The organism is Paludisphaera soli, from assembly GCF_011064595.1.
Lineage (GTDB): Bacteria > Planctomycetota > Planctomycetia > Isosphaerales > Isosphaeraceae > Paludisphaera > Paludisphaera soli.
Genome location: NZ_JAALJI010000020.1, coordinates 79,947 through 106,441, shown reverse-complemented (window position 1 = coordinate 106,441; position 26,495 = coordinate 79,947). Strand labels below are relative to the sequence as shown.

Below are 26,495 nucleotides of genomic sequence, written 5' to 3'. Positions count from 1 at the left end.
GCACGAAGGGATGAAAGGTCGACGATAAACCGAGTGCCGGCGTTGCTCAAGGGCCCGACGATCGCCGTCGGCGTACCTTCGAACGCGAACGACGCGGCCGGGTGGGCCGCGTCGCAGCATCATGAGCTGTTCGATCAAGCCCGAGGCTTGGGGCTCAGCGGCCGGACGAGATGCCGAACGGGTGGTCGCGGGGGAGGATCACGGAGTCGCGCTCATGAACGCCGGGCTCGATCCTGCGGTCGTTGTTGAGGTAGACGTCGCTGTCTTCCGGGCCCACGTGGCGACTCCGGTGCCATCGGACCGCTCCATCGCTGTAGAGGACGTTCTGGCCGGCGCCGAAGTGGTTGGGGCTGTTGCGATCGACGTCGCCGAGGAGCCGGTCGGCGGGGGGCTGGTCGGCCACGACGGGGATGAGCGAGGCGGGGCGGGCGGAGATCGGCCCGAGCTGCCCCGAGGCGTGGCGATAGCCCGGATTGTAGCCGTAGTCCCAGCAGACCATCTTCTGGAACTGGGCCGGGTCGCGCTTGCTCAGCTCGTCCGCCTGCTCGAACGACGCCATCCGCCGGGCGTGCTGCATGTCGCATCGGCCGTTGTACGGGCAGTCGAGCAGCGAGACGTCCTGGAGGAATCCGCCGTCCTGCAACAGCGCCGCGAAGAGGCCGCTCTTCGCGTCGCCGCGGTCGTTGGGGGGCGCCGGATAGGACTGGTGGGTGGAGACGTACTGGCCCAGGCTCTTGCCGATCTGGCTGAGGTTGAAGACGCAGCCGGCCTGGTTCATCCGCTCGCGAGACCGCTGCACGGCCGGCATCAGGGTGACGACGCCGGCGATGAAGATGCTGGCGGCGACCGCGAAGTCCGCCCAACGAAAAGGGACGCGAGCGGGGGCGTAGTCGAGGATCGAGGGGGCCGGGTTGCGACCCTGGGCGACGAGGGCGAGGGTCTTCTCGGCGAGGCCGGGCGGGGGGGCGTGGGAGATTCCGTCGTCGAGGAGGGCGTGGAACGCACGCCGGGCTCGCTCGACCATGGCCGCGACTTCCGGGTCGGCCCGACAGGCCTCTTCCACGGCTCGTCGCCGCGGGTCGTCGAGCTGGCCGAGTGCGAAATCTAGCAGTTCGTCGGGTTTCATGGCATCAGTCTTCTTTCCCGTCCCGCTTGGCGGCCTTCGCCATCTGCTGGAGCTTGGCGAGGGCCGCATGAAGTCGCGATTTCACGGTTCCTACGGGAATTTTGAGGATATCGGCGATTTCCCGATACTTCAAATCTTGATGGTAGGCGAGGATCAGAGTCTGACGAAGGGCGTCGGGGAGGCGTTCCACGCTCTCGCGGACCCAGTCCCGCCGCTCCTGATCCTGCAGGTCGGCCAGCGGCCCGGAGTCGTCGTTGACGAGCATGTCCAGCAGCGACCCGGCGTCGGCCTCGCCTTGCGCGGGGCTCAGTCGCTGATCCAGGCTCACCGTCGGATGCCGTCCCGCCTTTCGGAGCGCGTCGACGGCCTGATGCGTGGCGATCGCATAAAGCCAGGGTCGAAACGGGCGACCGTCCTCGTACAGCCCACGCTTCAGGTGGATCTGGAGGAACGTATTCTGGAACACGTCCTCCGCCATCGAGGTATCGCCCATGTAACGCGCCAGGTAGCGGTAAAGCTCCCGTTCGTAGCGGTGGACCAGCTCGTTGTAGACGGCTTCGTCACCGTGCTCGCGATACCGGCGCATCAGCTCCTCGTCCGCCTTCTGGGCGAGGCTTTCCGCCGAATCCGACCCGATGACCTTGACCATAGTTACGCACCGTCGCGCCCGAAGGTTCAATATCCGTCCCGAGAACGTCTCGCGCCGCGCCTCGACCCGTTTCGGGGAGGCAAGGCGAGGGAGTTCGAGGATCGCCGACCGCCGACTCGGGACCGTCTGCCCCCGGTCGCGTCGGCGACCCGTCCCGAGGGATGCGTTAGTATATCCAGCGGACGTCCTCGAAGTTAGGTCTCGCCGGCAGCACGAGATCGAGACCGAGTCGGAAGCCCGGCCAGACGGGCCGGAAATGCGGCCAGTACACGCAGAACGCCCGACCGATCACCAGGGCCCTGGGCACCTCCCAGCTCTCCCGCCCCGACTCGTCCCAGCCCCGATCCGGCGCGGTGGGGGTGGTCTGGTCGATCCGGGTCCAGGCGCGTCCGTCGCGGCTCCACGAGCTGTTGTCCCCCAGCATCATGTATCGGCCTTCTTCAATCGGATAGTCGCGCGGCGTCCGCCACCGGAGCCGGGAGTAGCGCGCCGGATCGCCCAGCAGTTCGAAGAGGTCGCGAGGCGGACGGCCGCGGTAGTCGAGCAATTCGTCCGAGTCCGGGTCGCCGGGATCCTGCGTGTAGTACACGTCCCGCTTGAGGACGAGGTCGGTCGCCTCCACCGACGCCCCGTCGACGGCGATCCTCGCCGGTTCGAGATCCTCGACGGTCGGCGTCGGCTCCGCGTCGACGCCTCCCGAGTCATACCCCAGGCCGTCCCCGAACGGCCTGTCGCCGTCGACCCAGAGGGTCAGCCGATCGTCGATGTTGGCGAAGGTCAGCCGGTAAGAGCCCCGGGCCTTGACGGCCGTCGTCCGAGGCTCGCCGAGCGGTTCGTCGTCGCGCAAAAGGCGGGCCTGGCCGGTCGACAGGTCGATTTCGCAGCGGTAGGACGCGCCCCCCTCGATCAGCTCGATCCGGACTCGCCCGGCGCGCTCGATCACGTCGAGCCGGAGCGACAGCGCGAGATCGCCGACCCAGTGGGGCTGGAACCAGGGACGCGTGACGAATCGCACCTGGGGGAGGTTCTGGGGGGCCAGGTCGGTGTTGAACGAGCAGAAATCGGTGACGAGCGTCGGCCGGGGCGGATCCTGGGGCTCGCGGCCCGCCGCCAGGGCTTCCCACTGCTCCGGCGAGGGGACGAGGTGCCGGTAACGAAGCTCCCTCCAGCCTTCGCCGGCGGCGGCTCGATAAACGCCGGGCCTCGGCTCCGTCCAGCCGTCCGAGGGCGACCAGCGACGCCATCGTGGATCGTCGGCCAGCCGTCGCGGCCGATGCGCGTCATCGTAGACCGGGACGTCGACCTGCCGCGACTGTTCGGCGGGGCGGCGGAGGATCGCGAAGTTCTCGCCGTCCTCCAGGTCGCTCCGCCAGACGTCGCCGCGACGAATCCGCAGCACGTCGCCGGGCAAGCCGACGAGCCGCTTGATGTAGCGGACGCCGGGATCCTCCGGCAGCTTGAAGACCGTCACATCCCAGCGTCGCGGCTCCTGACGCCCGAGCGTGGGGAGGAGCGGGATCGCGGCGTCGGTCTTCAGGGTGTAGATCCGGTCGCCGGCGAAGCTGGGCAGGTCGTCGATCCGCGTGGTGAATCGGCAATTCTCGCAGACGCCCCACGTCACCCGGAGCCCGGTCCTGCCCCCGGAGCCGCCGGCGTCGACCTCGCAGTCGGCGTTGACGCGATAGATCCAGCCGCACTCGGGGCAGACGACTTCCTTGTGACGACCGAGAAGGGTCGGGGCCATCGAGCCGGTCGGGATCACGAAGCCTTCCGCCTCGAGGCTCCAGACGAGGAACCCCACGACGACGACGACGAACGATTCGATCGACTCGCGCCGATTCCTCCTGCGTTCGCTCCGCGCGAGATCATCCGACCGCTGGGGAGCGGTCGACGTCGACCCGGACGTCTCGGTGCTTGATCGCTTCATGAGAAGTCCTTCGTCGGATTCTCGTCCGGATTTCGGGCGATCTTGTGAGGATACCAGGGCCCGTCGCGGTCCGGTATGCGAGATGGTGCCGCGAATCGGTCGTCGAGGGGGACCCGAACGGGGATTTCGCCTGGCTTGGCGAGGCTCTCGAAGTCGCTCGACGGCTAGCCGGAGATTCCCTGAGGAGGACCGATCACGTCAAATCCAGGCGACGTCGCGGCGGGCCTCGACGAAGTTGAAGTCGAGAAATCGGCGCGATCGCTTACAATGTGGCCACGTCGGAGATGGGGCCGTGGCGACTCTCCGAGGCGACGCCGAAGCCGTTCGGCGCGACGACCGACTCGGTGGAGGGGATGGACCATGCGACCTTGGCTCTATGCGGCGATCGGCTGGACCCTGTTGATCCTGGGACTGTGCTGGATGCCGAAATCGGTGGTGACGCAGGCGGGCGGAGAGCGAAGCGTCCGGGTTCCCCATGCGGATAAGATCGCCCACACGGGTCTGTTCCTCGGGCTCGCCTTCCTTTGGCTGAAGGCGTCGCCGGCCCCGAGGCGGTTTGCGCCGGTGGTTCTGGGCGGATTGGCCCTCGCGGTGATCACCGAGCTCGGTCAGATGTCGAGCTTCGTGAATCGCGACGGCGGCCTCGACGACGGCCTGTTCGACATGATCGGCGTCGGCCTGGGCGGGGCGCTCTTTTATTGGGTCGCGGGAGGACGCCGGGACGAAGCCGACTACCTCGCGCTGACCGAGGGGGCCTGATACGGCCCCCAGGGTCGGCGTCGATTTGAGTTGGGGCGAGGCCGTGCGGACTTCGTCACTCCGCCGTCGGAGTCGGGGCTGTCGAGACGGCCTCCACCCTTGTTTGCAGTGCGACGGCCGGGGACGCTGCTTCCCCATCCGCAGCGGGACGCACATTGGCGGCGATGGCGGCTTCCCGGCAGGCGCGGGAGATCGGCGTCGAGTAGAGCCCCGTCACGATCGAGAGCGTGGCGCAGGTGCCCGTCGCCGCAGCGACCGGCCAGCCGCCGACGACCTGGACCGGCTCGGAAGGCTGCTTGAAGTACATCAGCACGATGATCCGCAGGTAGTAGAACGCCCCCACCGCGGCGTTGAGCACGCCCAGGACCGCCAGGAGCTGGAGCGAGCGGGCGTCGTCGCCGGTGGTCGCGGCGAAGGCCGACGCGAAGATCTGGAGCTTCCCGAAGAAGCCGACGAGCGGCGGGATGCCGCTGAGGCTCAGGAGGCAGAGCGTCATCCCCAGGGCCACGACCGGCTGGCTCCACCCCAGGCCCGAGAGTTCGTCGATCGTCGCTACCGGGTGCCCGTCCGCCTTGCGGAGGGCCAGGACGATCCCGAACGCGCCCAGGGTCATGAAGGCATAGGCCGCCAGGTAGAAAAGGACGGCCTCGGTTCCGTAATAAAACCCGGACGCATTCGAGCCCCCGGCGAAGGCCGCCGTGATCCCGACCATCAGATATCCGGCATGGGCGATCGAGGAGTAGGCGAACAGCCGCTTGAGGTCGGACTGGAGCAAGGCCACCGCGTTGCCGAGCGTCATGGTGGCGAGCGCGATGATCCAGCACAGCAACACGGTCTTGTGGACCAGCTCGTCCTGCGGCCCCTTGAACGCCAGCACCGACGTCAACGCCCGGATCATGGCGACGAAGCCGACCACCTTCGGGATCCAGGAGAGCAACGCCGCGATCACGACGGGCGAGGCCTGGTAGACGTCGGGCGCGTAGAAGTGCAGCGGGACCGCCGCCACGCGGAAGCAGAGCCCCGCCATGATGAACACGACGGCCAGGAGCCCGAGGGAGAGGTGCGGGACGTACGGCAACTCGGTCAGGACCGAAAGGGCCCGCAGGTTCGTCGTCCCGGTGAGGCCGTAGAGGAAGGTCAGGCCGTACAGCAGCAAGGCCGAGGCGAAGATGCTCAGGAAGAAATACTTGGTCGCCGCTTCCTGGGTGGTCGCCGTCCTTCGGGACAGGTAGAGCAGGAGATAGGTGGGGATGCTGACCAGCTCCAGGCCCACGAACAGCAGGATCAGGTCGTTCGAGGAGGCCACCAGCATCGCGCCTGCCTGGATCATCAGGAAGGAGCCGAAGAATTCGGCGGCCCGATCCTCGGGGGGCTCGCGGTGGGCCAGGCCGAGCAGCACCAGCCCGGTCAGGATCACGAAGAGTCGGACGTAAAAGGACAGCGCGTCGTTCACCGCCGAACCGGCATAGGCGTCCGGGTGGACGTCCCGCGAGGCCAGGAGCGCCAGCAGGCTCGCGACCAGGGCCACGGCGGACGCGCCGCACCAGCCGCTTCGCGAGACGCGGACGAACGGCGCGGCCGTCATCATGACGAGGGCCGCCGCCAGCAGGAGGATCTCGGGCGAGAGGACCAGGAGCGTCTGCTGGACGGTCTGATAGGCGAGCTGAAGGGTCATCTCCGGCTTTCCGTGTAAGCGTGTGCGTCGGGTGTCGGGATCAGCGTATCAGCGCGATTCGAGCGTCCGCATCGAGACGGAGGCCTCGATGGGCTCGGGGGCGATCGGGGCCTTCGCCGCGATCGCCCTCGCGTTCGCGTCTCGCTCCAAATTCATGATCTGGACGATGTCCGCGGCCGCCGGCCGGATCCGCGAGAAGAAGGGCTCGGGGAAAAGCCCGATGTAGAGGATCAAGGCCGCCAGCGGGGCCAGAGCGGCGATCTCGTACCACCCCAGGGGGCGGGGCTCCTCGTGCCCGTGGCCCTCGTGGTCGTCGTGCGAGCCCGGCTCCACCAGCGGGCCGAAGACTACACGGCGGATCATCAAGAGGAGGTAGAAGGCGCCGAGGATCATGCCGATCGTCGCCAGCGAGGCCGCGACCCAGCTCTCGGCGAACATGCCGACCAGGATCGGGAACTCGCCGACGAACCCGTTCAGGCCCGGCAACGCCGCCGCGCCCATCGACGAGAAGACGAAGAAGAACGCCAGCAGCGGGAAGCGGTTCCAGATGCCGCCGATTGCGTTCATCTCGCGGGTGTGGTAGCGGTCGTAGAGCACGCCCACGCAGGCGAAGAGCGCCCCCGTCGTCAGGCCGTGGTTGACCATCTGGATGATCGAGCCGTTCATCCCGGTGTCGTTCATCGCCAGCATGCCCAGGACGATGAACCCCATGTGGCTGACCGAGCTGTACGCGACCAGCCGCTTCATGTCGGTCTGCGCGAGAGCGGCGAGGGCCCCGTAGATGATCCCGACGACGGCCATCGTCGCCAGGAGCGGGAACAGGGCGGCCGCCCCCAGCGGGGTCATCGCCATGTTGAACCGGATCAGGCCGTAGCTGCCGACCTTCAGCAAAACGCCGGCCAGCACGATCGAGCCGGCCGTGGGTGCCTCGACGTGGGCCAGCGGGAGCCAGGTGTGGAACGGGAAGAGCGGCACCTTGACCGCGAATCCCGCCAGCAGCAGCAGGAAGATGAACACCTGCGGGCTGGTCCACGAGTCCACCTGGTACCAGGCCGGCCACGGCAAGGTCGCCAGCCCCCGCGTCAGCTCGGGGATGGAGAAGGTCAGGCGGTGGTCCGGCGAATACTGCATGTGGACCACGACGAGGGCGATGACGCCCAGCAGCGTCAGGAGGCTGCCGGCCAGCGTGTACAGGAAGAAGTAGATGGACGCCCGCTGCCGCTCCGGGCCGCCCCAGAGACCGATCAGGAAGAACAGCGGGATCAGGGTGAACTCGAAGAAGATGTAGAAGAGCACCACGTCCAGCGCCCCGAACAGCCCCAGCAGGCCCGTCTCGAGCGCCAGCAGGAAGGCGTAGTACATCGGAGCCCGGTCCGAGATCGACTCCCAGGACGACAGCACCGCCGTGATCATCAACACCCCGGTGAGGACGAACAGCCAGATCGACAGGCCGTCCAGCCCCAGCGCGAACCGGACGTCCGGCCGCGAGAGCCAGCTCAGGCCGTACGGCCCGGCGTCCGGCCCGTAGGCGAACTGGGGCGTCGTCACGGCAGGCTCGAAACCCGCCAGCAGGACCAGGCACGCGCCGAACGTCGCCAGGCTCGCGCCCAGCGCGATCCTTCGCGACGACGCCTTGTCCAGCCCGGGCGTCAGCACGAGCACGAGCGCCCCGATCAGGGGGAGGAAAACGGTGACCGCCAACAGTGTCGCCATCGGAACCATCCTCGGAAGCCTTCGCCGCTCGGCCGGGGCCCTCGCGGGTCGGTCGTGAGTCCTCAGGAAAAGAGCAGCACCAGGAGCAGCACCGCGACGCTGAGCGCCGACGCCGCCGCATAGAACTGGATCAGGCCGTTTTGATACTTCGACAGCACGTCGCGGGCGGCCAGCCGGGGCACCATCGCCACCCCCTGCACCAGCCGATCGACGAGCTGGACGTCCAGGACGCGGCAGACCGCCGCGAGCCCCTGCACGAGCTTCATGATCGTCGCGTGGTAGAACTCGTCGATGTAGAACTTGCCGAGCGAGGCCCGATACAGGGGCCTGATCGAGCCCGCGACCCGCGAAGGCACGGTGCTGGGCGCGGCGTACATGGTGTACGCCAGGGCGATCCCGGCGAGCGCGGCGATGGTGCTGATGAGCGCCGTGCCCCAGCTGAACGCATGCTCGCCGTGGGGGAGGCCTTCGAAGCCCAGGGTCCCCTCCAGGTGGTGCTCGAACCATCCCGTCGGGCCGAACGCCAGGCCGACCAGCACGGCGCATCCGGCCAGGATCATGAGCGGGATCGTCATGATCGGGGCCGACTCCTCGCCGACGTGGTGGCCGCCGTGGCCGTGGGCGTCGTCGTGGCCGTGCCCATGCGAATCGTGAGCGTGGCCGTGGTCGTCGACCGGCGGGGCTTCCGGATCGTCGGCGCTGGGCAGCTTCTCCGGACCGAAGAAGGTCATGAAAAAGGCGCGGAACGTATAGAAGGCGGTGAGGAAGGCGGTCAGGATCGCCAGCCAGTAGATCACCTGATAGACCCAGCCGAAGGTCAGGTGCAGGTCGTGAGCCGCGTGGGGAGCGGACTCCAGCGCGAGCAGGATCTCGTCCTTGCTCCAGAACCCGGCCATCGGGAAGACGCCGGCCAGAGCCAGGCCGCCGATCGCGAAGGTCCCGCAGGTGTACGGCAGGCGACGCCGGAGGCCGCCGAACCGCCTCATGTCGATCACGTCGCCCATGGCGTGCATGACGCTGCCGGACGCGAGGAAGAGCAAGGCCTTGAAGAAGGCGTGGGTGAACAGGTGGAACATGGCCGCGACCATCGCCAGCCGGGCGACCGAACCGACGCCCGAGCCCAGGGCCATGAACATGTAGCCCAGCTGGCTGACCGTCGAGTACGCCATCACTCGCTTCAGGTCGTTCTGGGTCAGGGCGATCAGGGCGGCGAGCAGGGCCGTCGCGCAGCCGGTGATCGCGACCACGAGTTGAACCTCGGGGGCCAGGGCGACCAGCGGGGTGGACCGGGCGATCAGGTAGACGCCGGCCGTCACCATCGTCGCCGCGTGGATCAGGGCCGAGACGGGCGTCGGGCCTTCCATCGCGTCCGGCAGCCACACGTACAGCGGCACCTGGGCGCTCTTGGCGGTGGCCGCCCAGAAGAGCAAGAGCGGGATGCCGATGCGGGCGGCGTCGGAGAAGTTGTGGAGCGTCCCCTCGGCCAGCACGTTCTGGTAGCTCAGGTCATGGTTGGGGACGATCGTCCACATCCAGAAGATCGCCAGCGCAAAGCCGACGTCGCCCACGCGGTTGATCATGAACGCCTTCATCGCGGCGGCGGCGGCCGAGGGCTTCGTGTACCAGAACCCGATCAGCAGGTAGCTGCAGACGCCGACGCCCTCCCAGAAGGCGTAGGTCAGCAGGAAGTTGTTCGAGAGGACCAGGCCGGTCATGGCGAAGACGAACAGGCCGATCAGTGCGAAGAATCGGGGATAGCCCGGGTCGCCGTGCATGTAGCCCGATGCGAAGACGATGACCAGGGTGGAGACGAACGTCACCATCGAGAGCATCAGGGTCGTCAGGCCGTCGACCCGGAACTCCAGCGGCACGACCAGCGAGCCGGCCGTGATCCACTTGGAGACCAGGACCGTCGTCTCCGCCCCCGACGAGGCCCAGGCCCCCAGCGAGACCAGGAAAGCCAGGGCGACGCCCGCTGCGACCGGGATCGCCGCGTCGAACCGGAACCGACGCGCGGCGAGCGCCGCGATCAGCCCGCCCAGCAGCGGGAGGAAGGGTATCAGCCAGACGTTCTGCACGAAGAAACCCGACACGTCGCCGCTCCTCTTTGGTATCGCCTCGCGAGTCTCGCAATCGTCGATGGACGCCCGCGGCGCCCGGCCTCAGCCTCAGCGACGGCGCTCGGTCCAGGGTTGGATCGGATGGGCCGGCTCGACGCCGGCCGGGGTCAGGTGGGGATACGACTCGACCCCCTCGATCGGCTCCATCGGCGCGGCCTCGCCGGCCTCGTCGGCCAGGTCGGTCGTCTCGACCCCGGGCTCGCGGACGTCCTGCCAGAGGGTGACGTCGAGCGACGAACGCCTGTTGAACAGCACGACCACCAACGCCATCGCGATGGACGCCTCGCACGCCGCCACCGTCAGGATGACGATCGTGAAGACCTGGCCGCTCCAATTGCCGTGGTAGCGGCCGAACGCCACCAGCGAAAGCGCCACGCCCTGCAGCATCATCTCGGCCGAAAGGAACATGACGATGAGGTTGCGGCGGGCGATGAAGCCCAGCATCCCCAACGCGAAGAGCGCCGCGCCCACCAGGAGGTAGTTCCTCAGCAGGTCGATCGTGAACGGGTCGGTCATGGCTTCTTCCAGCGGGTTCCAGGGTGAGGGGCGGCGCGGGGCGTCGATGAACGGGGGATGTCCGGTCCGGCGGCGGTCGATCTCAAACCTCGACGGCGGCGGCCGGGGTCGGCGGCACGCCGGCCCGCTTGGGGTTGGCGATCAGCACCGCGGCGACGAGGGCCGCGAACAGGATCGACCCCGCCAGCTCGACCGTCAAGAGGTGGTCCGCGTAAAGGGCCTCGCCCAGGCCGGCCACGTTCGGCTTCGGCTTCGAAGGGTCGGCTTCGACGTACAGCGAGGAGGTCGGCCGAAGGCTGTGCTCCAGGGCCTTCCGCCCTTCGTTCGTTTCCGCGAGCTGATAGAACCCGGCGATCTCCCGGCCACGGAGCAGGCGGGCCTCCGGGCCGGCGAGTTCGCCGGCGGGCGGCGGGCCGTCGGGCTTGCCCCGCACGCTCGCCAGGCAGTAGGTGAGCGACCAGAGGAGCAGGAAGCTGGTGAAGACGGCCCGTCCCGGCGAACGCGCGGCGCGGTCGTAGACCGCCCGGCCTTCCATCTGGGCCAGCATGATGACGAACAGGAACGTCACGATGATGGCCCCGGCGTAGACGATGACCGATCCGGCGGCGAGGAACTGGGCGTCGGCCAGCAGGAACAGGCCGGCGACCGAGACCACGACGGCCGCGAACCAGAGCGCGCTGTACACCGGGTTCCGGCTGGTGACGGTCATCACCCCGCAGCCGATGGCGCCCCCCGCGAAGACGTAGAAGAACGAGCCGGCGATGAAATCGCCCAGCGGCGAGAGGGCGGGCGGCGACAGGAGGGCCAGGAAGCCGACCAGCCCGAGGCTCGCGAAGACCGCCCCCAGGATGTAGATCGTCCGGGTCTTGGCCGCGCCGAGGCGGTGCGGGAGCAGGAGGTAGGTCCCGGTCGCCCCGAAGAGGATGCCGATCGTCGCGAGGATCAAGGAGCCGGTCGTCATGGGACTTCGTCGCCTGGTCTTGGGGGTCGGGTGGGGCTTTCGCCGCGCCTTCGAGATGCGTCGTCCGGTCCGGTCGGTCGGGTCAGCTCACCGGGGATTCCAGGGCCTGCGTCGCCGACGAGGCTTCCGGCGGGGGGGTCGTGAACCTCATCGGCTCGGCGTCGCGGGTGACGTCGAAGACGGAGAGGAGCTTCGTCTTGTCGAAGATCATCTCCTCCCGCGACAGGCCGGTGAGGTCGTACAGGCCCGTCAGCTCGATGGCCTCGACCGGGCAGGCTTCCTCGCACATCCCGCAGTAGATGCACCGCAGCTCGTCGATGACGAAGCTCTCGGGGTATTTCTCGCGGTCGGGCCAGGAGGCCGGGGCGGTCGCCCCCACGATGTCGATGCAGTGCGCCGGGCAGGCCGTGGCGCAGAGCATGCAGGCGACGCACTTGGGCCGCCCTTCCTCGTCCTTGTTGAGCCGGTGGACGCCGCGGTAGACCGGGCTCGGGACGTGCTGGACCTCGGGATATTCGACGGTGATCGCCGTGTCCTGGAAGGCGACGCCGAAGATGTGCTTGCCGGTCACCACCAGGCCGGCGGCCACCTGCGGGAGGAAGAACCGGTCCGCCAGGGTCATCTTCGGCGGTTCGATCTTCTTGAGTTGGGGGTCGTCGACTCGCACGTTGCTAGGCTCCTTGCGGACCCGCCGGGGCGGGGCCTTCGAATTCAGCGGGACGGGCCCGGCCGGTCAGTTCCAGTAGGTCCGGACGAGCTGAACGATCCCGGCGGTCGCCACCAGGTTGATGAGCGCCAGGGGGATCATCGACTTCCAGGCCAGGTCCATCAGCTGGTCGTAACGGAACCGCGGCAGCGTCCAGCGGATCCACATGATGAAGAGGATCGCCAGGAACACCTTCCCGGTGATGATCCCCACCTTGAGCAGCGTGTCGATCAGGCCCGACGACTCCGGGGTAAGCCCGAGGAACGGCAGGTGCCAACCGCCCCAGAACAGGATCACGGTGATGAAGCTCACGGTGATGATGTGCAGGTATTCGCCGAGGAAGAACATGCCGAACTTCATGGCCGAGTATTCGGTGTGGAACCCGCCGACCAGCTCCTGCTCCGACTCCGGGAGGTCGAACGGCAGGCGGTTGGTCTCGGCGAACGCGCTCGTGAAGAAGAGGATGAACCCCAGGGGCTGCACCAGCACGCCCCAGGCGTTCTGGCTCTGCCAGGCGATCACCTGGTTCATGTCGAGCGACCCGGCCAGGAGCAACATGCCCAGGATCGACATGCCGAGCGGGAGCTCATAGCTGATCAGCTGGGCGCTGGACCGCAGGCCGCCGATGAACGCGTATTTGTTGTTCGACGCCCAGCCCGCCAGGATCACGCCGTACACCGCCAGGCTGCCGACCGCGAGGACGTAGAGCAGGCCCATGTCGACGTTGGGGGCGATCTGGAAGTCGATGAGCTGGTTCGGGCCGACCGGGCCGAAGGGGACCACGGCGAAGCCGATCATGGCCGTCACGATCGCGATCCAGGGCGCCAGGATGTACAGCGGCTTGGTCACGTACTTGGGGACCACGTCCTCCTTGAGCAGCATCTTGGCGCCGTCGGCCAGGGGCTGCAGCAGGGCGGCCGGCAGCCCGAACTGGGCGCCGCAGCGGTTGGGGCCGATCCGGTCCTGGGCGTACGCGGCGATCTTCCGCTCGACCAGGATCAGGTACGCGACCGTCCCCTGAGTAATCCCGACGATCATCAGGATCTTGATGACGATCCCGATCAAAACCCAAAGCGTCATAAGTTCACCCTTGCCGCAACATCCCGGAGCCGTCCGTCTCGATCACCCGACCTCACTTCGAATCAGCGGGCCTTGGCCGCGCCCATCGCCGCGTACCAGGCGTCGACGAACGGCGGCGGCCCGTTCTCGCGAGGACTCGACGCTGAGGCCTCGAGCGTCGCGCCGTATAAGGGGAGCGTGCCTCCCTTCGCCGCGGCGAACGCCGGGGCGGCCTCGGCCAGCTCGGCCAGCACGTCGCTCGACCGCGCCGGCCCCCCGGGGCGGTCCAGCAGGACCGCGAACAGGTCGAGGTCCGGGAGCGAGCCGTCGCGCGGCGGCAGCGAGGCCCCCGCGTACTGGATCCGGCCATCCGCGTTGACGTAGGATCCGGCCTTCTCGGCATAGGTCCCCCCCGCCAGCACGACGTCGGCCTTGTGGGCCAGCGCCCCGACGCGGGAGTCCTGGACGACCAGGAACGCGACCTTCTCGCGGACCTTCGCGGCGGTCGGCTCGTCGATCCAGTCGGTCGGCGAGCCCGACGCGACGTAGAGGGCCCCAACCTCTCCCGCCTCGACCTTCCGGAGCAGCTCGTCATACTCGACGACCGCGCCCTGGACGTGCTCGATCACCGCACGGACGCCGCGGGCGTTGGGGGCCTTCTCGGCGTGGATCGTGAACGGCCGGGGGGCCAGGAAGCTGGTGTCGCCCGAGCGGCCCGCGCTCTTGTCGGGGGAGAAGGTGCGATCCTCGCCCCGGGCCGGGACCGGGCCCACGGCCAGCACGGCGTCGGAGGTCATCCCCTTCAAGTAGGTCGCCATCAGGTAGGCTTCCTCGACCGTCAGGAACGGCGAGAGGACGCCGGCCACCGTCCTGCCCCCGATCACGGCCTGCTTGAGGCCCCGATCGACGAGCCGGACCGCCTCGTCGATCGCCACGGCCACGTGGTCGTCCCCCTTGAGGACGTACATCGCCTCCAGGAGGTCATCGGGCGCGGAGTCGTCTTTATACCCGTAGCGGCCCTCGTCGCAGATCCAGTAGTCGTTGACGTGGGGGTTGTTCCGGGGCTTGACCCGCCAGATCTTCCCCTTGTTCTCCTCGACGCTGATGTTGCAGCCGGTCGAGCAGTGGGTGCAGACCGAGTCGTGCTTGGCCAGGAACCAGACGCGCTGCTTGTGCAGGAAGTCCTTGTCGAGCAGCGCGCCGACCGGGCAGAGGTCGACCACGTTGCCCGCGAGCGGGTTGTCGTCCAGGCTCACGCCCGGGAATGTGGCGATCTCCGCGTGGTTGCCCCGGCGCATCACCTGCAGTTCGGCCGTCTGGGTGATCTCGCGGGTGAACCGGACGCAGCGGGTGCACATGATGCACCGGTCCTGGTTCAGCTGGATCAGGTCGGAGACGTCCTTGCGGGGGTTGACGATCCGCTCCTCGACGAAGCGGTGATTCGACTGGCCGTGCTCGTAGCTGTAGTCCTGCAGGCCGCACTCGCCGGCCTGGTCGCAGACCGGACAGTCCAGCGGGTGGTTCAGGAGCAGCAGCTCCATGATCATCCGCTGGTGCTCCTGCACCTTGGCGCTGTCGGTGACGAGGACCGTCCCGTCCTTGGCCGGCGTCTGGCAGCCGGGGACGAGCTTGGGCATCATCTTGACCTCGCCGGTCTTCGGATCCTTGGACCCGACCTCGACCTCGCACATCCGGCAGTTGGCCACGACCGACAGCGAAGGGTGCCAGCAGTAGTACGGGATCTCGACGCCGACCCGCTTCGCCATCTGGATGGCGTTGAGCTTCTCCCCCTCGGGGATCGGGTATTCGGTGCCGTTGATGAGGATCGTGGCCATCGTTCGTTCCGGTCCAAGGGGCTCGTGGGGGGAAGGCTCGCCGCTGTCCGTCGGTCCTCAGGCGTCCGGCCGCCCCGGGGAGTGGAGGGCGGCGGCCGGCGGGGGCGCGGCGATCGCGTTCCCGACCTGGAAGAGGTCGACCCGGCGACCGGCGGCGACGTCGAGCTGAAGGGGGGTCGGCCCGGCGCCCGGGGTCTGGTGGGTCCGGATGTACTCTTCCAGCTCGGGTCGGAACTTGGCCAGGGCGTTCTTGATCGGCCAGGCGGCGCCGTCCGCGAGGCCGCAGATCGTCGTGCCCGGGATGATCCCCAGATTCTCCGCGAGGTGGAGCATCACGTCCAGGTCCTCGATCCGCCCGCCGCCGTTCTTGATCCGGTGGATCGTCTTGCTCATCCAGCCGGTCCCCTCGCGGCAGGGGGTGCACTGGCCGCAGCTCTCGTGGGCGAAGAAACGCGAGGTGTTGACCAGGTAGTCGATGATCGGCGTGTGGTCGTCGATCACGGTCACGGCCGCCGTCCCCAGGCCGAGGCAGCCCGGCTTGCGGAGGCTCTCGAAGTCGAGCGGCGTGTCCAGCTCGTCGGCCGAGAGCAGGCCCATGCTGATGCCGCCGGGGACCGCCGCCTTGGCCTTGCGGCCCTTCCAGACGCCGCCGGCGTGGTCGTCGATCAGCTCGCGGCAGGTGACGCCCAGGGGCAGCTCGACGCACACCTGCTTCTCGACGTGCCCCGAGACGGTGTACAACTTCGGCCCGTAGCTCTTGGGGGTGCCGATCGACTTGAACCAGGCCGCCCCCCGCTCCACGATGTGCGGCACGCAGCAGAGGGTCTCGATGTTGTTGACGACCGTCGGCTTGCGGAACGCGCCCTCGATGGCCGGGAACGGCGGCTTGATGCGGGGCCAGCCCCGCTTGCCCTCCAGGCTCTCGATCAGCCCCGTCTCCTCGCCGCAGATGTAGGCCCCCGCGCCCCGGTGCACCCAGACGTCCAGGTTGAACCCGGTGCCGTAGATGTTCTTGCCCAGGTGACCCGCGGCGCGGGCCTCGGCGATCGCCTCTTCAATGATCCGGGTCGCCTCGATGTACTCGAACCGGAGGTAGACGTAGGACGTCGACGCCCGGGTCGCGAAGCAGGAGATCAGGATCCCCTCGAGGAACATGTGGGGATCGCGTTCAAGCAGATAGCGGTTGTTGAACGTCGCCGGCTCGCTCTCGTCGCCGTTGACGCACATCAGCGTCTCTTTGCGGTCCTTCGGCAGGAAGGTCCACTTGAGCCCGCAGGGAAACCCCGCGCCGCCGCGGCCGCGAAGCTCCGAGTCCTTGACGAGGTTGACGACGGCGTCGGGGTCCATCGTCGTAAGCGCCTTGCGCGCGGCCTGGTATCCCCCGCGCGACTCGTAGACCTTGAGCGAGCGGGCGTCGGGGACGTTCCAGTTGCGGGTCAGGACGGGTTCAAACGTGGCCACGGGTTTGGATTCTCCAGGGTCGTCGGCGAGCGGGCGATTCGAGGGCGGTCGGGGGTCCCCGGCCGATTCACGCGCGGGTCGGGCCGTCCTTGCGACCCCTCTTCAACTCGTCGAGCATGGCCTCGACCCCCGCCTCGTCGAGCGGGCCGTAGACGCGGCCGTCGTCCGCGAGGGCCGCCGGGGCGTGGTCGCAGATCCCCAGGCACTCCGCGAACTCGACGGTCAGCTTGCCGTCGGGCGTCGTCTCGCCGGGGTGGATCCCCAGCTTGCGGCAGGCGTGCCCCAGCAACTCGTCACCGCCCCGGAGCATGCACGAGAGCGATCGGCAGACCCAGACCCGGACGTCGCCGATCGGCGCCTGGGGGAAGAAGCCGTAGAAGCTCATCGTGTCGTGGACTTCCGCCGGCGCGATCTCCAGCAGCTCGGCGATCTCCGACATGGCCTGGAGCGGCACGCAGCGCAGGTGCTCGTGCACCAGGTGCAGGGCCGGCAGCGTCACGGCCCGCTTGCTGGGATAGCGCGGGAACAGGGCGCGGATCTGCTCGCGGAGGGGCTCCGTGAGGAGGGCAATCCGCTGCGGCGGGCGGGCGGGGGCTTCGGCTGACATCGGTCGGTGTTCCTTGCAGGCGGCGGTCGTCGCCGGGTTCGATCTGGCTCCATTCCCACGCGGGCCGGCCCGCTGGTTCAGCGGTCGAGCTCGGCGGCGATGATACTCAGGCTCCCCAGCACGGCCACGACGTCGGCGAGCATGTGGCCCTTGATGATGTGCGGGAAGACCGAGAAGTGGATGAACGAAGGGGGCCGGGTGCGGACCCTCCAGGCGAACTCCGTCCCGTCGGCCACGAGGTAGTAGCCCAGCTCGCCGTTGGGGCCCTCGATCGCCGCGTACACCTCGTCGACCGGCGTCTCGAAGCCCCGGTTGGGCATGATCAGCTCGAAGTGCTGGATCAGGCCCTCCATGCTGTTGTAGGTCGTCGCCTTGTCGGGCAGGTTGAGCTTCTCGGCGATGGGCAGGTTGACCGGCCCCGAGGGGAGCTTGGCCATCGCCTGCTCGAGGATCCGGACGCTCTGCTTCATCTCCTCCATGCGGACCATAAAGCGGGCCCAGCAGTCGCCTTCCTCGCAGTAGGGGACCTCGAAGTCCAGCTCCGGGTAGGCCAGGTACGGCGAATCCTTACGCAGGTCGACGTGCACCCCGCTGGCGCGGGCCACCGGGCCCGAGCAGGAATGGGCGATCGCATCGGCCTTGCTCAGCTTGCCGACCCCACGCATGCGGTCCAGGAAGATCCGATTGCGGAAGAGCAGCTTGCTCATGTCCGCGTAAACCTTCGGGAAGGAGTGGAGGACCTTGCGGATCTTGTCCAGCACGCGGTCGTTGAAGTCGTAGAGCACGCCCCCGACCCGGGTGTAGCCGGGGTGGAAGCGGTAGCCCGACATCTCCTCGTACACGTCGTAGATCTGCTCGCGGAGGTTGAACGCGAACAGGAAGGCGGTGAACGCCCCCAGGTCGAGGGCGGCCGCCCCCGTGCACAGCAGGTGGTCGGAGATCCTCGCCAGCTCGCCGATGATCACCCGGATGTACTGGCAGCGCGGCGTCAGTTCGACGCCGAGGAGCGTCTCGACCGCGTGGTGCCAGGCCACCTCGTTCATCGGCGGGCTGATGTAGTTCTTGCGGTCGACGATCGTGACGTACTGGTTGTAGTTCAGGTGCTCGCCGAGCTTCTCGAAGCCCGAGTGGAGGTACCCGATGTGCGGCGTCGCCTTGACGATCCGCTCGCCGTCCAGTTCCAGGATCAGCCGCAGTGTGGTGTGCGTCGCGGGATGCTGGGGGCCGAAGTTCAGGGTCCAGGTCGCCTGCCTGGCCTCGGATTCCAATTCGGGCTCGTCGAGCAAGTGGACCGGCATGACGTCTCTCTCGGGCCTCGCTGGGGAAGGTCGTCGACTCGATGCGGCCGCGACGCGGGCCGCGGGCTTCCGGTCAGGACTCGGCGCGGGTCAGCTTGGGGAAGTTGTGCCGCTCGCCGCGGCCCCGCAGGGGATAGTCCTTGCGGAGCGGGAAGGCGGTGAACTCGTCGGGCATCAGGATCCGGCGGAGGTCGGGATGGCCCTCGAATCGGATGCCGTACATGTCGAAAACCTCGCGCTCCATCCAGTCGGCGCCCGGCCAGAGGGGGTACGCGGAGGGGAGCGAGGGATCGGGATCGTCGACCCCCGCCTTGACGATCACCGAGCCGCCGGTGTCGAAGTTGCGGAGAACGTAGTGGACCTCGAACCGGTTCCGGGTGCGTCCGGGATATCCGAGATAGTCGGCGGCGCCCAGCTCCGCCAGGTATGTGCAGCCGCACTGTTGCTTGAGTGCGGTCAGCAGTTCGACCAGCCGCGACTTGGGGACGAACAGCCGGAGATTGCCGCGGAATCGCGAGATGCTGAAGACGCCGTCGCCGAAATGGGCGGCGAGCGTCGCCAGGATCTGCGCCTGCGCTGCGTGGGGGGCCGTAGCGGCGCTCATCGCGTTTCCTCCAGGCCGAGCCGGCCGGGCCCGCCCGGGATCCTGTAGCCGAAGCGGGCCTCGTCGCCGCGCTCGTCGGCGATCCCGGCGCCGGGCGCGGTGTCGCGCTGGGCGATCATGTACCGCTCGCGGGCCCGGAGTTCGGGGAGCCCTTCGTTGCCGAAGGTCGTCCCGCCCTTCTGGACCTTCTCCTGGATGTCCATGATGGCCCGGAGGATCTGCTCCGGCCGGGGGGGGCAGCCGGGGATGTAGACGTCGACCGGGATGAACCGGTCCACGCCCTGCACCACCGCGTAGGTGTCGAAGATCCCGCCGGTGCTGGCGCAGGCGCCCATGCTGATGCACCACTTGGGCTCGGGCATCTGCAGCCAGATCCGCTGGAGGACGGGCATCATCTTCATCGCCACCCGGCCGGCGACGATCATCAGGTCGCACTGGCGGGGGCTGAACCGCATGACCTCGGCCCCGAACCGGGCGATGTCGAACCGGCTGGCGCCGACGGCCATCAGCTCGATCCCGCAGCAGGCGGTCGCGAACGGCATCGGCCAGAGGCTGTACTTCCGGCACCAGCTCACCACCGAGTCCATCGTCGTCAGGAAGACGTTCTCGGGGACCTCGGGCTGGCCGGAGGGCGTGATGATCAGGTCGGAGCCGGCCCGCTGGCCGAACGCCGGAGACGTCGGCGGATTCATCGCCATTCGAAGACCCCCTTCTTCCACGCGTAGGCGAAGGCCGCCGTGAGGATCGCCACGAAGACCATGATCTCCCAGAAGACCATCGCCCGGAAGATCGGCGGCACTCCCGCGGTCAGCACGACGCCGGCGGAGTTCGCGACGGCCAGGGCCGGCTCCGCGCTCCACTGGGCGACGGCCCACGGGTACAGGTAAAGCAGTTCGACGTCGAAGAGCAGGAAGGCGATCGCGACGAGGTAGAAGCGGACGTCGAACCGCTGGCGGGCGTCCCCGATCGGATCCATGCCCGATTCGTAGGGCATCTGCTTGACCCGCGTCTCCTTGCGGGGCCCCAGCAAGGCGCTGAGAGCCAGCATGCTCAGGCCCGTGCCGACGGCGATCGCCAGGAACAGGAAGATCGGCGTGAAGTCGGTGCTCATCGTCTCTGGAAGGACCCCCCGCACGATGGATCGGCGGCCGACCTTGTGAAGGGTTTCACAAAGTCCCCGCCGAAAAAAGACGCGGAAGCCGTGGAAATCGGCCGTCCCCGATCGGGACGTCGCCGAAGCCGCACCCTCGATTCAAGCGTCGGACGGACTGGATGGAGGAGTCCGACGGGAGGCGAAGGGGTGCGTCCCGCGTGGGCCGCGTCTTGATGTCTCGGTCCCAATTGTAAGGCCCGTTTCGCCACCGTCAACGCTCTAGCGATTTCCGGCGGCGGTCCGGGAGGCGGTGCGGGCCTTCCCGGGCTGGGATTGCGGGCCGTCAGGGGGTCAGGCTGGGCGGCGGCGGGATCGACGCGTCGTTGGACCGCAGCGCGCGGTCGAGGACCTCGGAAGGGGCGGGTGCGGTCGAGGGCGGGGGCGGCGTGCCGGCGCCGGCCGCGGGGGCCAGGCGTCGGCGACTGGGCCCGACCCGCGAGGCCCGATCGCCGGGGAGGGCCGGCGGGGGGGCGGCGGCCGCTTCCCGACCGTCCCCGTGATCCAGCGACGGGGGCGGGGGCGTGCCGGTCTCGGCCCTGCGGCCCCGACGCGCGCCCCGGGCGTTGGGATCCTCGGCCAGGTCGCGTGCGGAGCGGTTCTGGGCCTGGGTGTATTCCTTGAACAGCGCGGCCCGCTTGCGAGGGTCCGTCTCCCGGAGATACCGGAAATATACGTCGCTGATCTCGGTCCGTCTCGCCTCGAATCGCGCGTCGGCCTTGGAATTGGGCCGGTACACGCGGTTGTACTCGCGGTCGTAGGCCCGATTCGCCTGATCGTAGCGGTTGCCCCGATCCGCGGCGCCTTCCAGGAAGTTCTGGAACTGGTTGGCGTTCCGGACGCCGGCGCGATTCAGGGTGGGGTTGCCGACGGGATCGAGGGCGCCAGGGGCCACGCCGAAGACGTAGGGGTCGTACTGGGAATTGTAGGGGCGAAACGGGTCGGGCCCGAAGCCCTGAGCCAGGGCGGACGCCGGCGGGGCGGCCGGCGCGAGCAGGGCGAGGAGGACGAGTCGCGTCCCGAGACGCCGGCCGACGAGTTCTTGCAGTCGTGTCCAGATCATGACGGGCCTCACCACCGATCGGTTCGCCGGGGACGGGCTGGATCGCAGCGACGCTGCCATCATCATACGCCTCGCCGATCCCTCGGAGAAGACGCCGACCGCGCCGGCTCCATGCGTCAGCCGCCGGAGCCGGACGTTCCAGACCCGTCGAGAAGATCGGCCGGCCGCGCCGGCGGGGTGAAGCGGCCCGCCCCGATTCGGCGACCACGTCGGCGGGTCCCGCCGGTCGCCGCGATCGGCGCGGTCGTTCGGGGCTCTCAGAGGATCAGGAGCAGGTTGTCTCGGTGGACGAGTTCGTCGTAGATGGAGGGGCCGAGCAGGGCGCGAGCCTCCAGCGAATGTCTCCCCTGCACCGCGCGGGCGTCGTCCGCCCCGTAGTTGGTGAGGCCGCGGGCGAACTCGCAGCCGTCGGGGTCGCAGAGGGCGACGACATCCCCCTTCTCGAAGTCGCCAACCACCTCGATCACGCCGATCGCCAGCAAGCTCCGCATTCCTGTCTCCAGCGCCTTGCGGGCGCCGGCGTCGACCACGAATCGGCCTCGCGGTCGCGCCGCCAGGCCGATCCAGCGCTTGCGGGCCGGGTGGTGGTTGCCGTGGGCGAGGAACATGGTGCCCACCTCCTCGCCGGCCAGGATCCGGGTCAGGGGCTCGGGCCGGGTCCCCGAGGCGATGACGACCGAGCCGCCGGCCTGGGTGACGAGCCTGGCCGAGGCGAGCTTGCTCTGCATCCCACCTGTCCCCAGCGCGCTGCGGCCGCCGCAGGCGAGGCTCAGGACCTGGTCGTCGATCTGGGGGACGCGCGAGACCACCTCGGCCGGGCCCGGCTTGGCGGGATCGGTCAGGTAGAGACCGTCGACCACGCTGAGGATCACCAGCAGAGGGGCCTGGATCAGGTTGGCGACCATCGCGGCGAGACGGTCGTTGTCGCCGAACTTGATCTCGTCGACGCTGATCGTGTCGTTCTCGTTGATGATCGGGACCGCGTTCCATTCGAAGAGCGCGTTGAGCGTGTTCCTCATGTTGAGGTAGCGCGCCCGGCCGTCGAAGTCCTCATGGGTGAGCAGGAGCTGGGCCGCGTTGCGGCCGCGCTTGCGCATGCCCTCGTCGTAGCAGCGCATGAGGTAGGACTGGCCGATGGCGGCGGCGGCCTGGAGCTGGCGGAGGTTGTCCGGCCTACCCTTGAGCCCGAGCCGACCGATGCCCGCTCCGACCGCGCCCGAGCTGACCAGGGCGACCTTGCGGCCGGTGTCCATCACCTTGCAGATCTGCTCGGCCAGGTGGTCGATGCGGTCCAGGTCCAGCCGACCGTCGCGCCCGGCGAGGACGCTGGTCCCCACCTTGACGACCCAGGTGTGGGCCGAGAGCACCACCTCGTCGCGCACGAGGTCGCGCGCGGGAGGCGGCTTGGGGGCGGAGGGGGCGTCGTCGACCATGCGCGTGGTCCAGGGCCGGGACGTCCGCCCGGCTTCGGTCTCGATTTTCAAGGGAAGGTTCTCTTCACGCACCTTCGACGTGCGTCCTCGCAACGGGACCGCGGCCTCGATCGACAGGCTGGGAGGAGTCGTCCGTTTCCCCTCGTCGTAACGCCTGAATTCCCAACGACCCGATTCGTGAAGGTTGTAGGAAGCCGCCGATCCCATTATAATCACGAGACGGCGACGGCCTAGACGAAACTCAATCCGTCGGCTCCTCGGGAACCGTCCCCCTCCACCACTCGAACTCGACGGTCCTCCCTTTGAGGGACCGGGAACAGGAAACCCACCTCTATGGGTGAGCTTCACCATGAGTGCGGCGTTGCGGCGGTGTTCCATGCTCCGGGAGCGGCCGTGTCGCCGCTGGCCCCCATACCGGGGGACGTCAACAGCGTCGCCCGGCTGGTGCCGCGGATGCTCCTGGACATGCAAAACCGGGGCCAGCTCGCCGCCGGCATGGCCAGCTTCCGGCCGGACCGCAACGCGCTGATCCGGGTCCACAAGGAGCTGGGGACCGTGGCCGAGGCCTTCCGCCTCAACCACAAGTCCGAGTTCGAGACGATCATGAAAGGCGTCGACGGCCACTCGGCCATCGGCCACGTCCGCTACGCCACCTGCGGCGGCGACGACCGCTACAACGCCCAGCCGTTCGAGCGTGACCACGGTCGTCGCACCAAGTGGTTCGCCTTCGCCTTCAACGGCCAGCTGGCGAACTACAAGCAGCTCAAAGAAGAGTTGCTCTCGAAGGGGGACTACCACCTCAAGCGGGACACCGACACCGAGATCATCATGCACGCCCTGGCCTACGAGCTGCAGAACGAGGACGTCGACCCCGACTGGGTCGGCATCTTCCGACGGCTCTCGGAGTGGTTCGACGGGGCGTACAACATCGTCTTGATCACGGCCCACGGAGAGCTGGTCGTCGCCCGCGACCCGCTCGGCTTCCGCCCCCTCTGCATCGCCGAGAACGGCCCGCTGTTCGCCGTCGCCAGCGAAAGCTCGCCGCTCTCCAACCTGGGCTTCCAGAAGATCCACTCGCTGGAGCCGGGGACGATCGCCGTTGCCAACGCCGAAGGCGTGCGGATCGAGCGCTACGCCCCCTCCCCCCGCCAGGCCCACTGCTTCTTCGAGTGGATCTACTTCGCCAACGTCGCCAGCACGCTCGACGACCGCTCCGTGTACCTCAGCCGCGCCGGGCTGGGCAAGGAGATGGCCCGGCTGGAGACGGTCCCGCTCGACGAGGGGACCATCGTCGTGCCCGTCCCCGACACCGCCAAGGCCGCGGCCGACGCGATGGCCTTCGCCCTGGGCGTCCCCTCGGTCGAGGGCCTGATGCGGAACCGCTATGTGGGCCGGACGTTCATCGAGGGGACGGCCGACCGCGCCGCCAAGGCCCGGCTCAAGTACACCCCCCTGCCCGAGGTGCTCGCCGGCAAGCGGGTCCTCCTGGTGGAAGACAGCATCGTCCGCTCGACCACGATGCGGGCCCTGGTGCACGAGATCCGCGACCGCGGCCGCGCCCGCGAGATCCACCTGCGGGTCGCCTGCCCGCCGATCATCGCGCCCTGCTATTACGGCATCGACATGTCGACGCGCGACGAGCTGTTCGCCACCAAGTACGCCGAGTTCGACGGCGAACGCTACGTCGTCTCCGAGGAAGCCCAGGCCGAGATGGCCCGCGAGTTGGGGGCCGACAGCCTCCGCTACCTCCCGGTCGACTCGATCGCCCGCTCGGTCAGCCTGGCGCCCGACCGCCTCTGCCGCGCCTGCATCACCGGCGACTACCCGACCGAGACCGGCCGCGACCTCTACCAGATCGAGTGCAACCCCGCCGAGGCCGGCGCCTCCGCCCGCAAGCGCGCCTACGAGGCTGCCGGCGCGACCTCCTGATCACCCGATCGGCGAGTCGCCGAGATTGATTTTTCGCCGCCCACGAAGCGGGCCCGGGGCAAACCCTCGGGCCCGCTTCCGCGCGCGTCGCGGGTGCAGGCGATGCCGAACGAGTTCCTGAAATCGACTTCAGGGCCCGACGGTCCAGGCCTGCGAAGTGATGCCCGCGGCTCGCAGATCCGCCTCCCCCTGCGCCACATCGACCTCCCCCCGCGTCAGGTAGGGAAGGGCTCGTTCGAACGACGAGGCCTGAATCCGGACCGCGGCTTCGACCACCCAATTCCCATGCTCGTCGGGCCCTACGCCCCCCTCAAGCGTATAGATCCATCCCGTTTCGTCCAATAAAAGATACAATCGGTCCTGAACTTCCTGATACCCCACGCGATAAAGCCGCTTATTAAGGAGACGAGACGCATCCCGTATCCGGGACACCTCGTCTTGGTCCCGGCAAGGATCCAGGATGACGACCTCGAACGGCACGGTCGAGAACCGGAGGCCACCGTACTGCGCGAGGATCCGGCGAGCCTCGGGAAAGACCTCGAGCCCCGTTGGTAGCCGAAGCTCTCCCCAGACCTCCCGCCGAGGGCGCCACCCGGCGCGGAGGAGCCGAAGTCGGAGGAGCCACCCGGCGAACCTGCCCATGCCTCGGCCCCTCGATCAGCGGGGGGCCGACGCCAGCCGGTAGCTCGACCGATAGACGGGCCGCCCCTCGATGCGATACTTGCGCTCGAAGTTTGTCAGGTAATCGGAGTCGCTCTCGGGCTCGCCCAGGGGGGGCGGGTCGATCTGGACGAACCGAGGGTCGTTCCCGACCAGTTCGCGGATGACGCCGAAGTACTCCTCAACGTCGGTGGCGACGTGCAGCTCGCCCTCGGGAGCGAGGGCCCTGGCGATCGAGTCGACGAGCGTCTCGTTGAAGACCCGTCGCTTCTTGTGCCGCTTCTTCCACCAGGGGTCGGGGAAGTAGACGTGCACCTCGCGCAGGCTGGCGGGGACGACCCGGCGCGCCATCAGGTGGCCCGCGTCGCCGGGCCACATCCGGACGTTGGTCAACCCGGCCTTGACCACACGCTCGGCCGCGAGGCGAGCGTACTTCTTGGCGATCTCGATCCCGAAGAAGCCGTGGGCGGGCCGCTTCGACGCGGCGTTCGCCAGGAAGAGTCCCTTGCCCGAGCCGATCTCCAGCACCACCGGGCGGTCGTCGCCGAACAGCTCGGCCCAGCGAAGGGGCTCGTCGGGCGGGAAACGCTCGGGTTCGAGGAACGTGGAGGAGACGTCGAGGTCGGCGCGAGGGCGTGTCATGGGTGGGGATCTTCGATCGGCGACGGGGGGAGGGGTGGCGGCGGGGCCGTCAGCTGGCGGGATCCTGCTGCGACATGTTCACGCCGATCATCCGGCCGTGGAACACCATGTTGCCGGCGACGAAACCCTGGACGTCGAAGATGGTCTGGCGACGGTGCAGCCGCGTCGCCTTGCCGATCAGCAGCAGGCGGTCGCCCGGCCTCACCTGGCCCCGAAAGCGCACGTCCTCCATGCCGCCGAAGCCGACGAAGCCTTCCTTGATGAGGTGCGTGCTCACGCAGTAGCAGCTCGCGAGCTGGGCCGCGGCCTCGCACATCAGGACGCCGGGGAGGAGCGGGTAGCCGGGCATGTGGCCGCGGACCCAGAACTCGTCGGCGAGGACGTCCTTGTAGCCGACGATCAGCTTGTTTTCCTCGTCGATGAGAACGATGGCGGAAAGCTGCTCCATCTCGAACCGCTGGGGGTTGACCTGGCGGAGCTGATCCCTGTCGAGGAGGACTTTCGCGGTGTCGATCGATTCAGGGTCGAGCAGGGGCGCGGGAGGCATTGCGCGGCTTTCCTTTCTCTGGCTCTAAACGGCGTCGAACCCGGACGACGCGGCG

24 protein-coding genes are annotated in these 26,495 nt (G+C 68.4%); 2 read left to right on the top strand and 22 right to left on the bottom strand.

The features are described 5' to 3' along the window. Positions 1 to 154 precede the first annotated feature (154 nt). The 3 genes from G6O68_RS22145 to G6O68_RS22135 all read right to left on the bottom strand — a co-directional run bounded on the left by G6O68_RS22145 (position 155) and on the right by G6O68_RS22135 (position 3,702). Positions 155 to 1,126, bottom strand: a complete 972-nt coding sequence (locus G6O68_RS22145) for a hypothetical protein (protein ID WP_165250827.1) — start codon at positions 1,124 to 1,126, stop codon at positions 155 to 157. A 4-nt stretch (positions 1,127 to 1,130) separates the two neighbouring features. Then, on the bottom strand, positions 1,131 to 1,775 hold the full coding sequence (locus G6O68_RS22140; protein WP_165250826.1) for an RNA polymerase sigma factor: 645 nt from the start codon (positions 1,773 to 1,775) through the stop codon (positions 1,131 to 1,133). Between the two features lie 166 nt (positions 1,776 to 1,941). Continuing rightward, entirely contained in the window at positions 1,942 to 3,702 is a 1,761-nt protein-coding gene (locus tag G6O68_RS22135) for a S26 family signal peptidase (protein WP_206108180.1), read from the bottom strand. Positions 3,703 to 4,062: 360 nt separating this feature from the next. On the opposite strand from G6O68_RS22135, the gene G6O68_RS22130 reads away from it, so the two are divergent. Then, the gene (locus tag G6O68_RS22130) at positions 4,063 to 4,461 is read left to right on the top strand and encodes a VanZ family protein (protein WP_165250825.1); all 399 of its coding nucleotides are present in this window, start codon (positions 4,063 to 4,065) and stop codon (positions 4,459 to 4,461) included. 55 nt (positions 4,462 to 4,516) lie between these two features. Here the strand turns inward: G6O68_RS22130 and G6O68_RS22125 are convergent, their stop codons facing one another. The 16 genes from G6O68_RS22125 to proB all read right to left on the bottom strand — a co-directional run bounded on the left by G6O68_RS22125 (position 4,517) and on the right by proB (position 22,662). Then, the gene (locus tag G6O68_RS22125) at positions 4,517 to 6,136 is read right to left on the bottom strand and encodes an NADH-quinone oxidoreductase subunit N (RefSeq protein ID WP_165250824.1); all 1,620 of its coding nucleotides are present in this window, start codon (positions 6,134 to 6,136) and stop codon (positions 4,517 to 4,519) included. A gap of 48 nt (positions 6,137 to 6,184) precedes the next feature. Next, positions 6,185 to 7,849, bottom strand: a complete 1,665-nt coding sequence (locus G6O68_RS22120; protein ID WP_165250823.1) for a complex I subunit 4 family protein — start codon at positions 7,847 to 7,849, stop codon at positions 6,185 to 6,187. Between the two features lie 62 nt (positions 7,850 to 7,911). Next, complete coding sequence (nuoL, locus tag G6O68_RS22115; protein WP_165250822.1) at positions 7,912 to 9,942, bottom strand: NADH-quinone oxidoreductase subunit L; 2,031 nt, start codon at positions 9,940 to 9,942, stop codon at positions 7,912 to 7,914. Between the two features lie 75 nt (positions 9,943 to 10,017). Continuing rightward, the gene (gene nuoK / locus G6O68_RS22110; RefSeq protein WP_165250821.1) at positions 10,018 to 10,485 is read right to left on the bottom strand and encodes an NADH-quinone oxidoreductase subunit NuoK; all 468 of its coding nucleotides are present in this window, start codon (positions 10,483 to 10,485) and stop codon (positions 10,018 to 10,020) included. A gap of 82 nt (positions 10,486 to 10,567) precedes the next feature. Beyond that, the gene (locus tag G6O68_RS22105) at positions 10,568 to 11,446 is read right to left on the bottom strand and encodes an NADH-quinone oxidoreductase subunit J family protein (protein WP_165250820.1); all 879 of its coding nucleotides are present in this window, start codon (positions 11,444 to 11,446) and stop codon (positions 10,568 to 10,570) included. Between the two features lie 82 nt (positions 11,447 to 11,528). Continuing rightward, a complete protein-coding gene (locus G6O68_RS22100) occupies positions 11,529 to 12,113 on the bottom strand; it encodes a NuoI/complex I 23 kDa subunit family protein (protein WP_165250819.1) in 585 nt (194 codons plus the stop codon). A 66-nt stretch (positions 12,114 to 12,179) separates the two neighbouring features. Further along, a complete protein-coding gene (nuoH, locus tag G6O68_RS22095; protein ID WP_165250818.1) occupies positions 12,180 to 13,232 on the bottom strand; it encodes an NADH-quinone oxidoreductase subunit NuoH in 1,053 nt (350 codons plus the stop codon). A 62-nt stretch (positions 13,233 to 13,294) separates the two neighbouring features. Then, the gene (locus G6O68_RS22090; RefSeq protein WP_165250817.1) at positions 13,295 to 15,046 is read right to left on the bottom strand and encodes a molybdopterin-dependent oxidoreductase; all 1,752 of its coding nucleotides are present in this window, start codon (positions 15,044 to 15,046) and stop codon (positions 13,295 to 13,297) included. A gap of 57 nt (positions 15,047 to 15,103) precedes the next feature. Next, complete coding sequence (nuoF, locus tag G6O68_RS22085) at positions 15,104 to 16,507, bottom strand: NADH-quinone oxidoreductase subunit NuoF (RefSeq protein WP_165250816.1); 1,404 nt, start codon at positions 16,505 to 16,507, stop codon at positions 15,104 to 15,106. Positions 16,508 to 16,574: 67 nt separating this feature from the next. Then, positions 16,575 to 17,114: an NADH-quinone oxidoreductase subunit NuoE family protein gene (locus G6O68_RS22080; protein ID WP_165250815.1), complete on the bottom strand. Its 540-nt coding sequence runs from the start codon at positions 17,112 to 17,114 to the stop codon at positions 16,575 to 16,577. Between the two features lie 77 nt (positions 17,115 to 17,191). After that, complete coding sequence (nuoD, locus tag G6O68_RS22075) at positions 17,192 to 18,412, bottom strand: NADH dehydrogenase (quinone) subunit D (RefSeq protein ID WP_165250814.1); 1,221 nt, start codon at positions 18,410 to 18,412, stop codon at positions 17,192 to 17,194. A 73-nt stretch (positions 18,413 to 18,485) separates the two neighbouring features. Then, the gene (locus tag G6O68_RS22070) at positions 18,486 to 19,016 is read right to left on the bottom strand and encodes an NADH-quinone oxidoreductase subunit C (RefSeq protein WP_165250813.1); all 531 of its coding nucleotides are present in this window, start codon (positions 19,014 to 19,016) and stop codon (positions 18,486 to 18,488) included. After that, positions 19,013 to 19,714, bottom strand: a complete 702-nt coding sequence (locus G6O68_RS22065; RefSeq protein ID WP_165250812.1) for an NADH-quinone oxidoreductase subunit B — start codon at positions 19,712 to 19,714, stop codon at positions 19,013 to 19,015. Before G6O68_RS22065 ends, G6O68_RS22070 begins: the two co-directional genes overlap by 4 nt. After that, entirely contained in the window at positions 19,705 to 20,127 is a 423-nt protein-coding gene (locus tag G6O68_RS22060) for an NADH-quinone oxidoreductase subunit A (protein ID WP_165250811.1), read from the bottom strand. Before G6O68_RS22060 ends, G6O68_RS22065 begins: the two co-directional genes overlap by 10 nt. A 325-nt stretch (positions 20,128 to 20,452) precedes the next feature. After that, a complete protein-coding gene (locus tag G6O68_RS22055; RefSeq protein WP_165250810.1) occupies positions 20,453 to 21,229 on the bottom strand; it encodes a hypothetical protein in 777 nt (258 codons plus the stop codon). Between the two features lie 257 nt (positions 21,230 to 21,486). Next, complete coding sequence (proB, locus tag G6O68_RS22050) at positions 21,487 to 22,662, bottom strand: glutamate 5-kinase (RefSeq protein WP_165250858.1); 1,176 nt, start codon at positions 22,660 to 22,662, stop codon at positions 21,487 to 21,489. A 333-nt stretch (positions 22,663 to 22,995) separates the two neighbouring features. Between proB and G6O68_RS22045 the strand changes: the two genes are divergently transcribed. Continuing rightward, positions 22,996 to 24,591 (top strand): amidophosphoribosyltransferase, encoded by a 1,596-nt coding sequence (locus G6O68_RS22045; RefSeq protein ID WP_165250809.1) that lies wholly within the window; start codon positions 22,996 to 22,998, stop codon positions 24,589 to 24,591. A gap of 129 nt (positions 24,592 to 24,720) precedes the next feature. Here G6O68_RS22045 and G6O68_RS33625 read toward each other — a convergent pair whose 3' ends face one another. From G6O68_RS33625 to G6O68_RS22030, 3 genes are read right to left on the bottom strand one after another with little or no spacing between them, the layout of a single operon-like run. Continuing rightward, a complete protein-coding gene (locus G6O68_RS33625; protein ID WP_165250808.1) occupies positions 24,721 to 25,233 on the bottom strand; it encodes an SUKH-3 domain-containing protein in 513 nt (170 codons plus the stop codon). Positions 25,234 to 25,248: 15 nt separating this feature from the next. Beyond that, positions 25,249 to 25,893, bottom strand: a complete 645-nt coding sequence (gene trmB, locus G6O68_RS22035) for a tRNA (guanosine(46)-N7)-methyltransferase TrmB (protein ID WP_165250807.1) — start codon at positions 25,891 to 25,893, stop codon at positions 25,249 to 25,251. Between the two features lie 49 nt (positions 25,894 to 25,942). After that, complete coding sequence (locus G6O68_RS22030) at positions 25,943 to 26,440, bottom strand: 3-hydroxyacyl-ACP dehydratase FabZ family protein (protein ID WP_165250806.1); 498 nt, start codon at positions 26,438 to 26,440, stop codon at positions 25,943 to 25,945. Positions 26,441 to 26,495: the final 55 nt, after the last annotated feature.

What these genes read in the sequence shown, in the direction of transcription:
- G6O68_RS22145 (WP_165250827.1), bottom strand. Translation starts at nt 1,126, where the DNA reads ATGAAACCCGACGAACTGCTAGATTTCGCACTCGGCCAGCTCGACGAC.
- G6O68_RS22140 (WP_165250826.1), bottom strand. Translation starts at nt 1,775, where the DNA reads ATGGTCAAGGTCATCGGGTCGGATTCGGCGGAAAGCCTCGCCCAGAAG.
- G6O68_RS22135 (WP_206108180.1), bottom strand. Translation starts at nt 3,702, where the DNA reads ATGAAGCGATCAAGCACCGAGACGTCCGGGTCGACGTCGACCGCTCCC.
- G6O68_RS22130 (WP_165250825.1), top strand. Translation starts at nt 4,063, where the DNA reads ATGCGACCTTGGCTCTATGCGGCGATCGGCTGGACCCTGTTGATCCTG.
- G6O68_RS22125 (WP_165250824.1), bottom strand. Translation starts at nt 6,136, where the DNA reads ATGACCCTTCAGCTCGCCTATCAGACCGTCCAGCAGACGCTCCTGGTC.
- G6O68_RS22120 (WP_165250823.1), bottom strand. Translation starts at nt 7,849, where the DNA reads ATGGCGACACTGTTGGCGGTCACCGTTTTCCTCCCCCTGATCGGGGCG.
- nuoK (WP_165250821.1), bottom strand. Translation starts at nt 10,485, where the DNA reads ATGACCGACCCGTTCACGATCGACCTGCTGAGGAACTACCTCCTGGTG.
- G6O68_RS22105 (WP_165250820.1), bottom strand. Translation starts at nt 11,446, where the DNA reads ATGACGACCGGCTCCTTGATCCTCGCGACGATCGGCATCCTCTTCGGG.
- nuoH (WP_165250818.1), bottom strand. Translation starts at nt 13,232, where the DNA reads ATGACGCTTTGGGTTTTGATCGGGATCGTCATCAAGATCCTGATGATC.
- G6O68_RS22090 (WP_165250817.1), bottom strand. Translation starts at nt 15,046, where the DNA reads ATGGCCACGATCCTCATCAACGGCACCGAATACCCGATCCCCGAGGGG.
- G6O68_RS22080 (WP_165250815.1), bottom strand. Translation starts at nt 17,114, where the DNA reads ATGTCAGCCGAAGCCCCCGCCCGCCCGCCGCAGCGGATTGCCCTCCTC.
- nuoD (WP_165250814.1), bottom strand. Translation starts at nt 18,412, where the DNA reads ATGCCGGTCCACTTGCTCGACGAGCCCGAATTGGAATCCGAGGCCAGG.
- G6O68_RS22070 (WP_165250813.1), bottom strand. Translation starts at nt 19,016, where the DNA reads ATGAGCGCCGCTACGGCCCCCCACGCAGCGCAGGCGCAGATCCTGGCG.
- G6O68_RS22065 (WP_165250812.1), bottom strand. Translation starts at nt 19,714, where the DNA reads ATGGCGATGAATCCGCCGACGTCTCCGGCGTTCGGCCAGCGGGCCGGC.
- G6O68_RS22060 (WP_165250811.1), bottom strand. Translation starts at nt 20,127, where the DNA reads ATGAGCACCGACTTCACGCCGATCTTCCTGTTCCTGGCGATCGCCGTC.
- G6O68_RS22055 (WP_165250810.1), bottom strand. Translation starts at nt 21,229, where the DNA reads ATGATCTGGACACGACTGCAAGAACTCGTCGGCCGGCGTCTCGGGACG.
- proB (WP_165250858.1), bottom strand. Translation starts at nt 22,662, where the DNA reads ATGGTCGACGACGCCCCCTCCGCCCCCAAGCCGCCTCCCGCGCGCGAC.
- G6O68_RS22045 (WP_165250809.1), top strand. Translation starts at nt 22,996, where the DNA reads ATGGGTGAGCTTCACCATGAGTGCGGCGTTGCGGCGGTGTTCCATGCT.
- G6O68_RS33625 (WP_165250808.1), bottom strand. Translation starts at nt 25,233, where the DNA reads ATGGGCAGGTTCGCCGGGTGGCTCCTCCGACTTCGGCTCCTCCGCGCC.
- trmB (WP_165250807.1), bottom strand. Translation starts at nt 25,893, where the DNA reads ATGACACGCCCTCGCGCCGACCTCGACGTCTCCTCCACGTTCCTCGAA.
- G6O68_RS22030 (WP_165250806.1), bottom strand. Translation starts at nt 26,440, where the DNA reads ATGCCTCCCGCGCCCCTGCTCGACCCTGAATCGATCGACACCGCGAAA.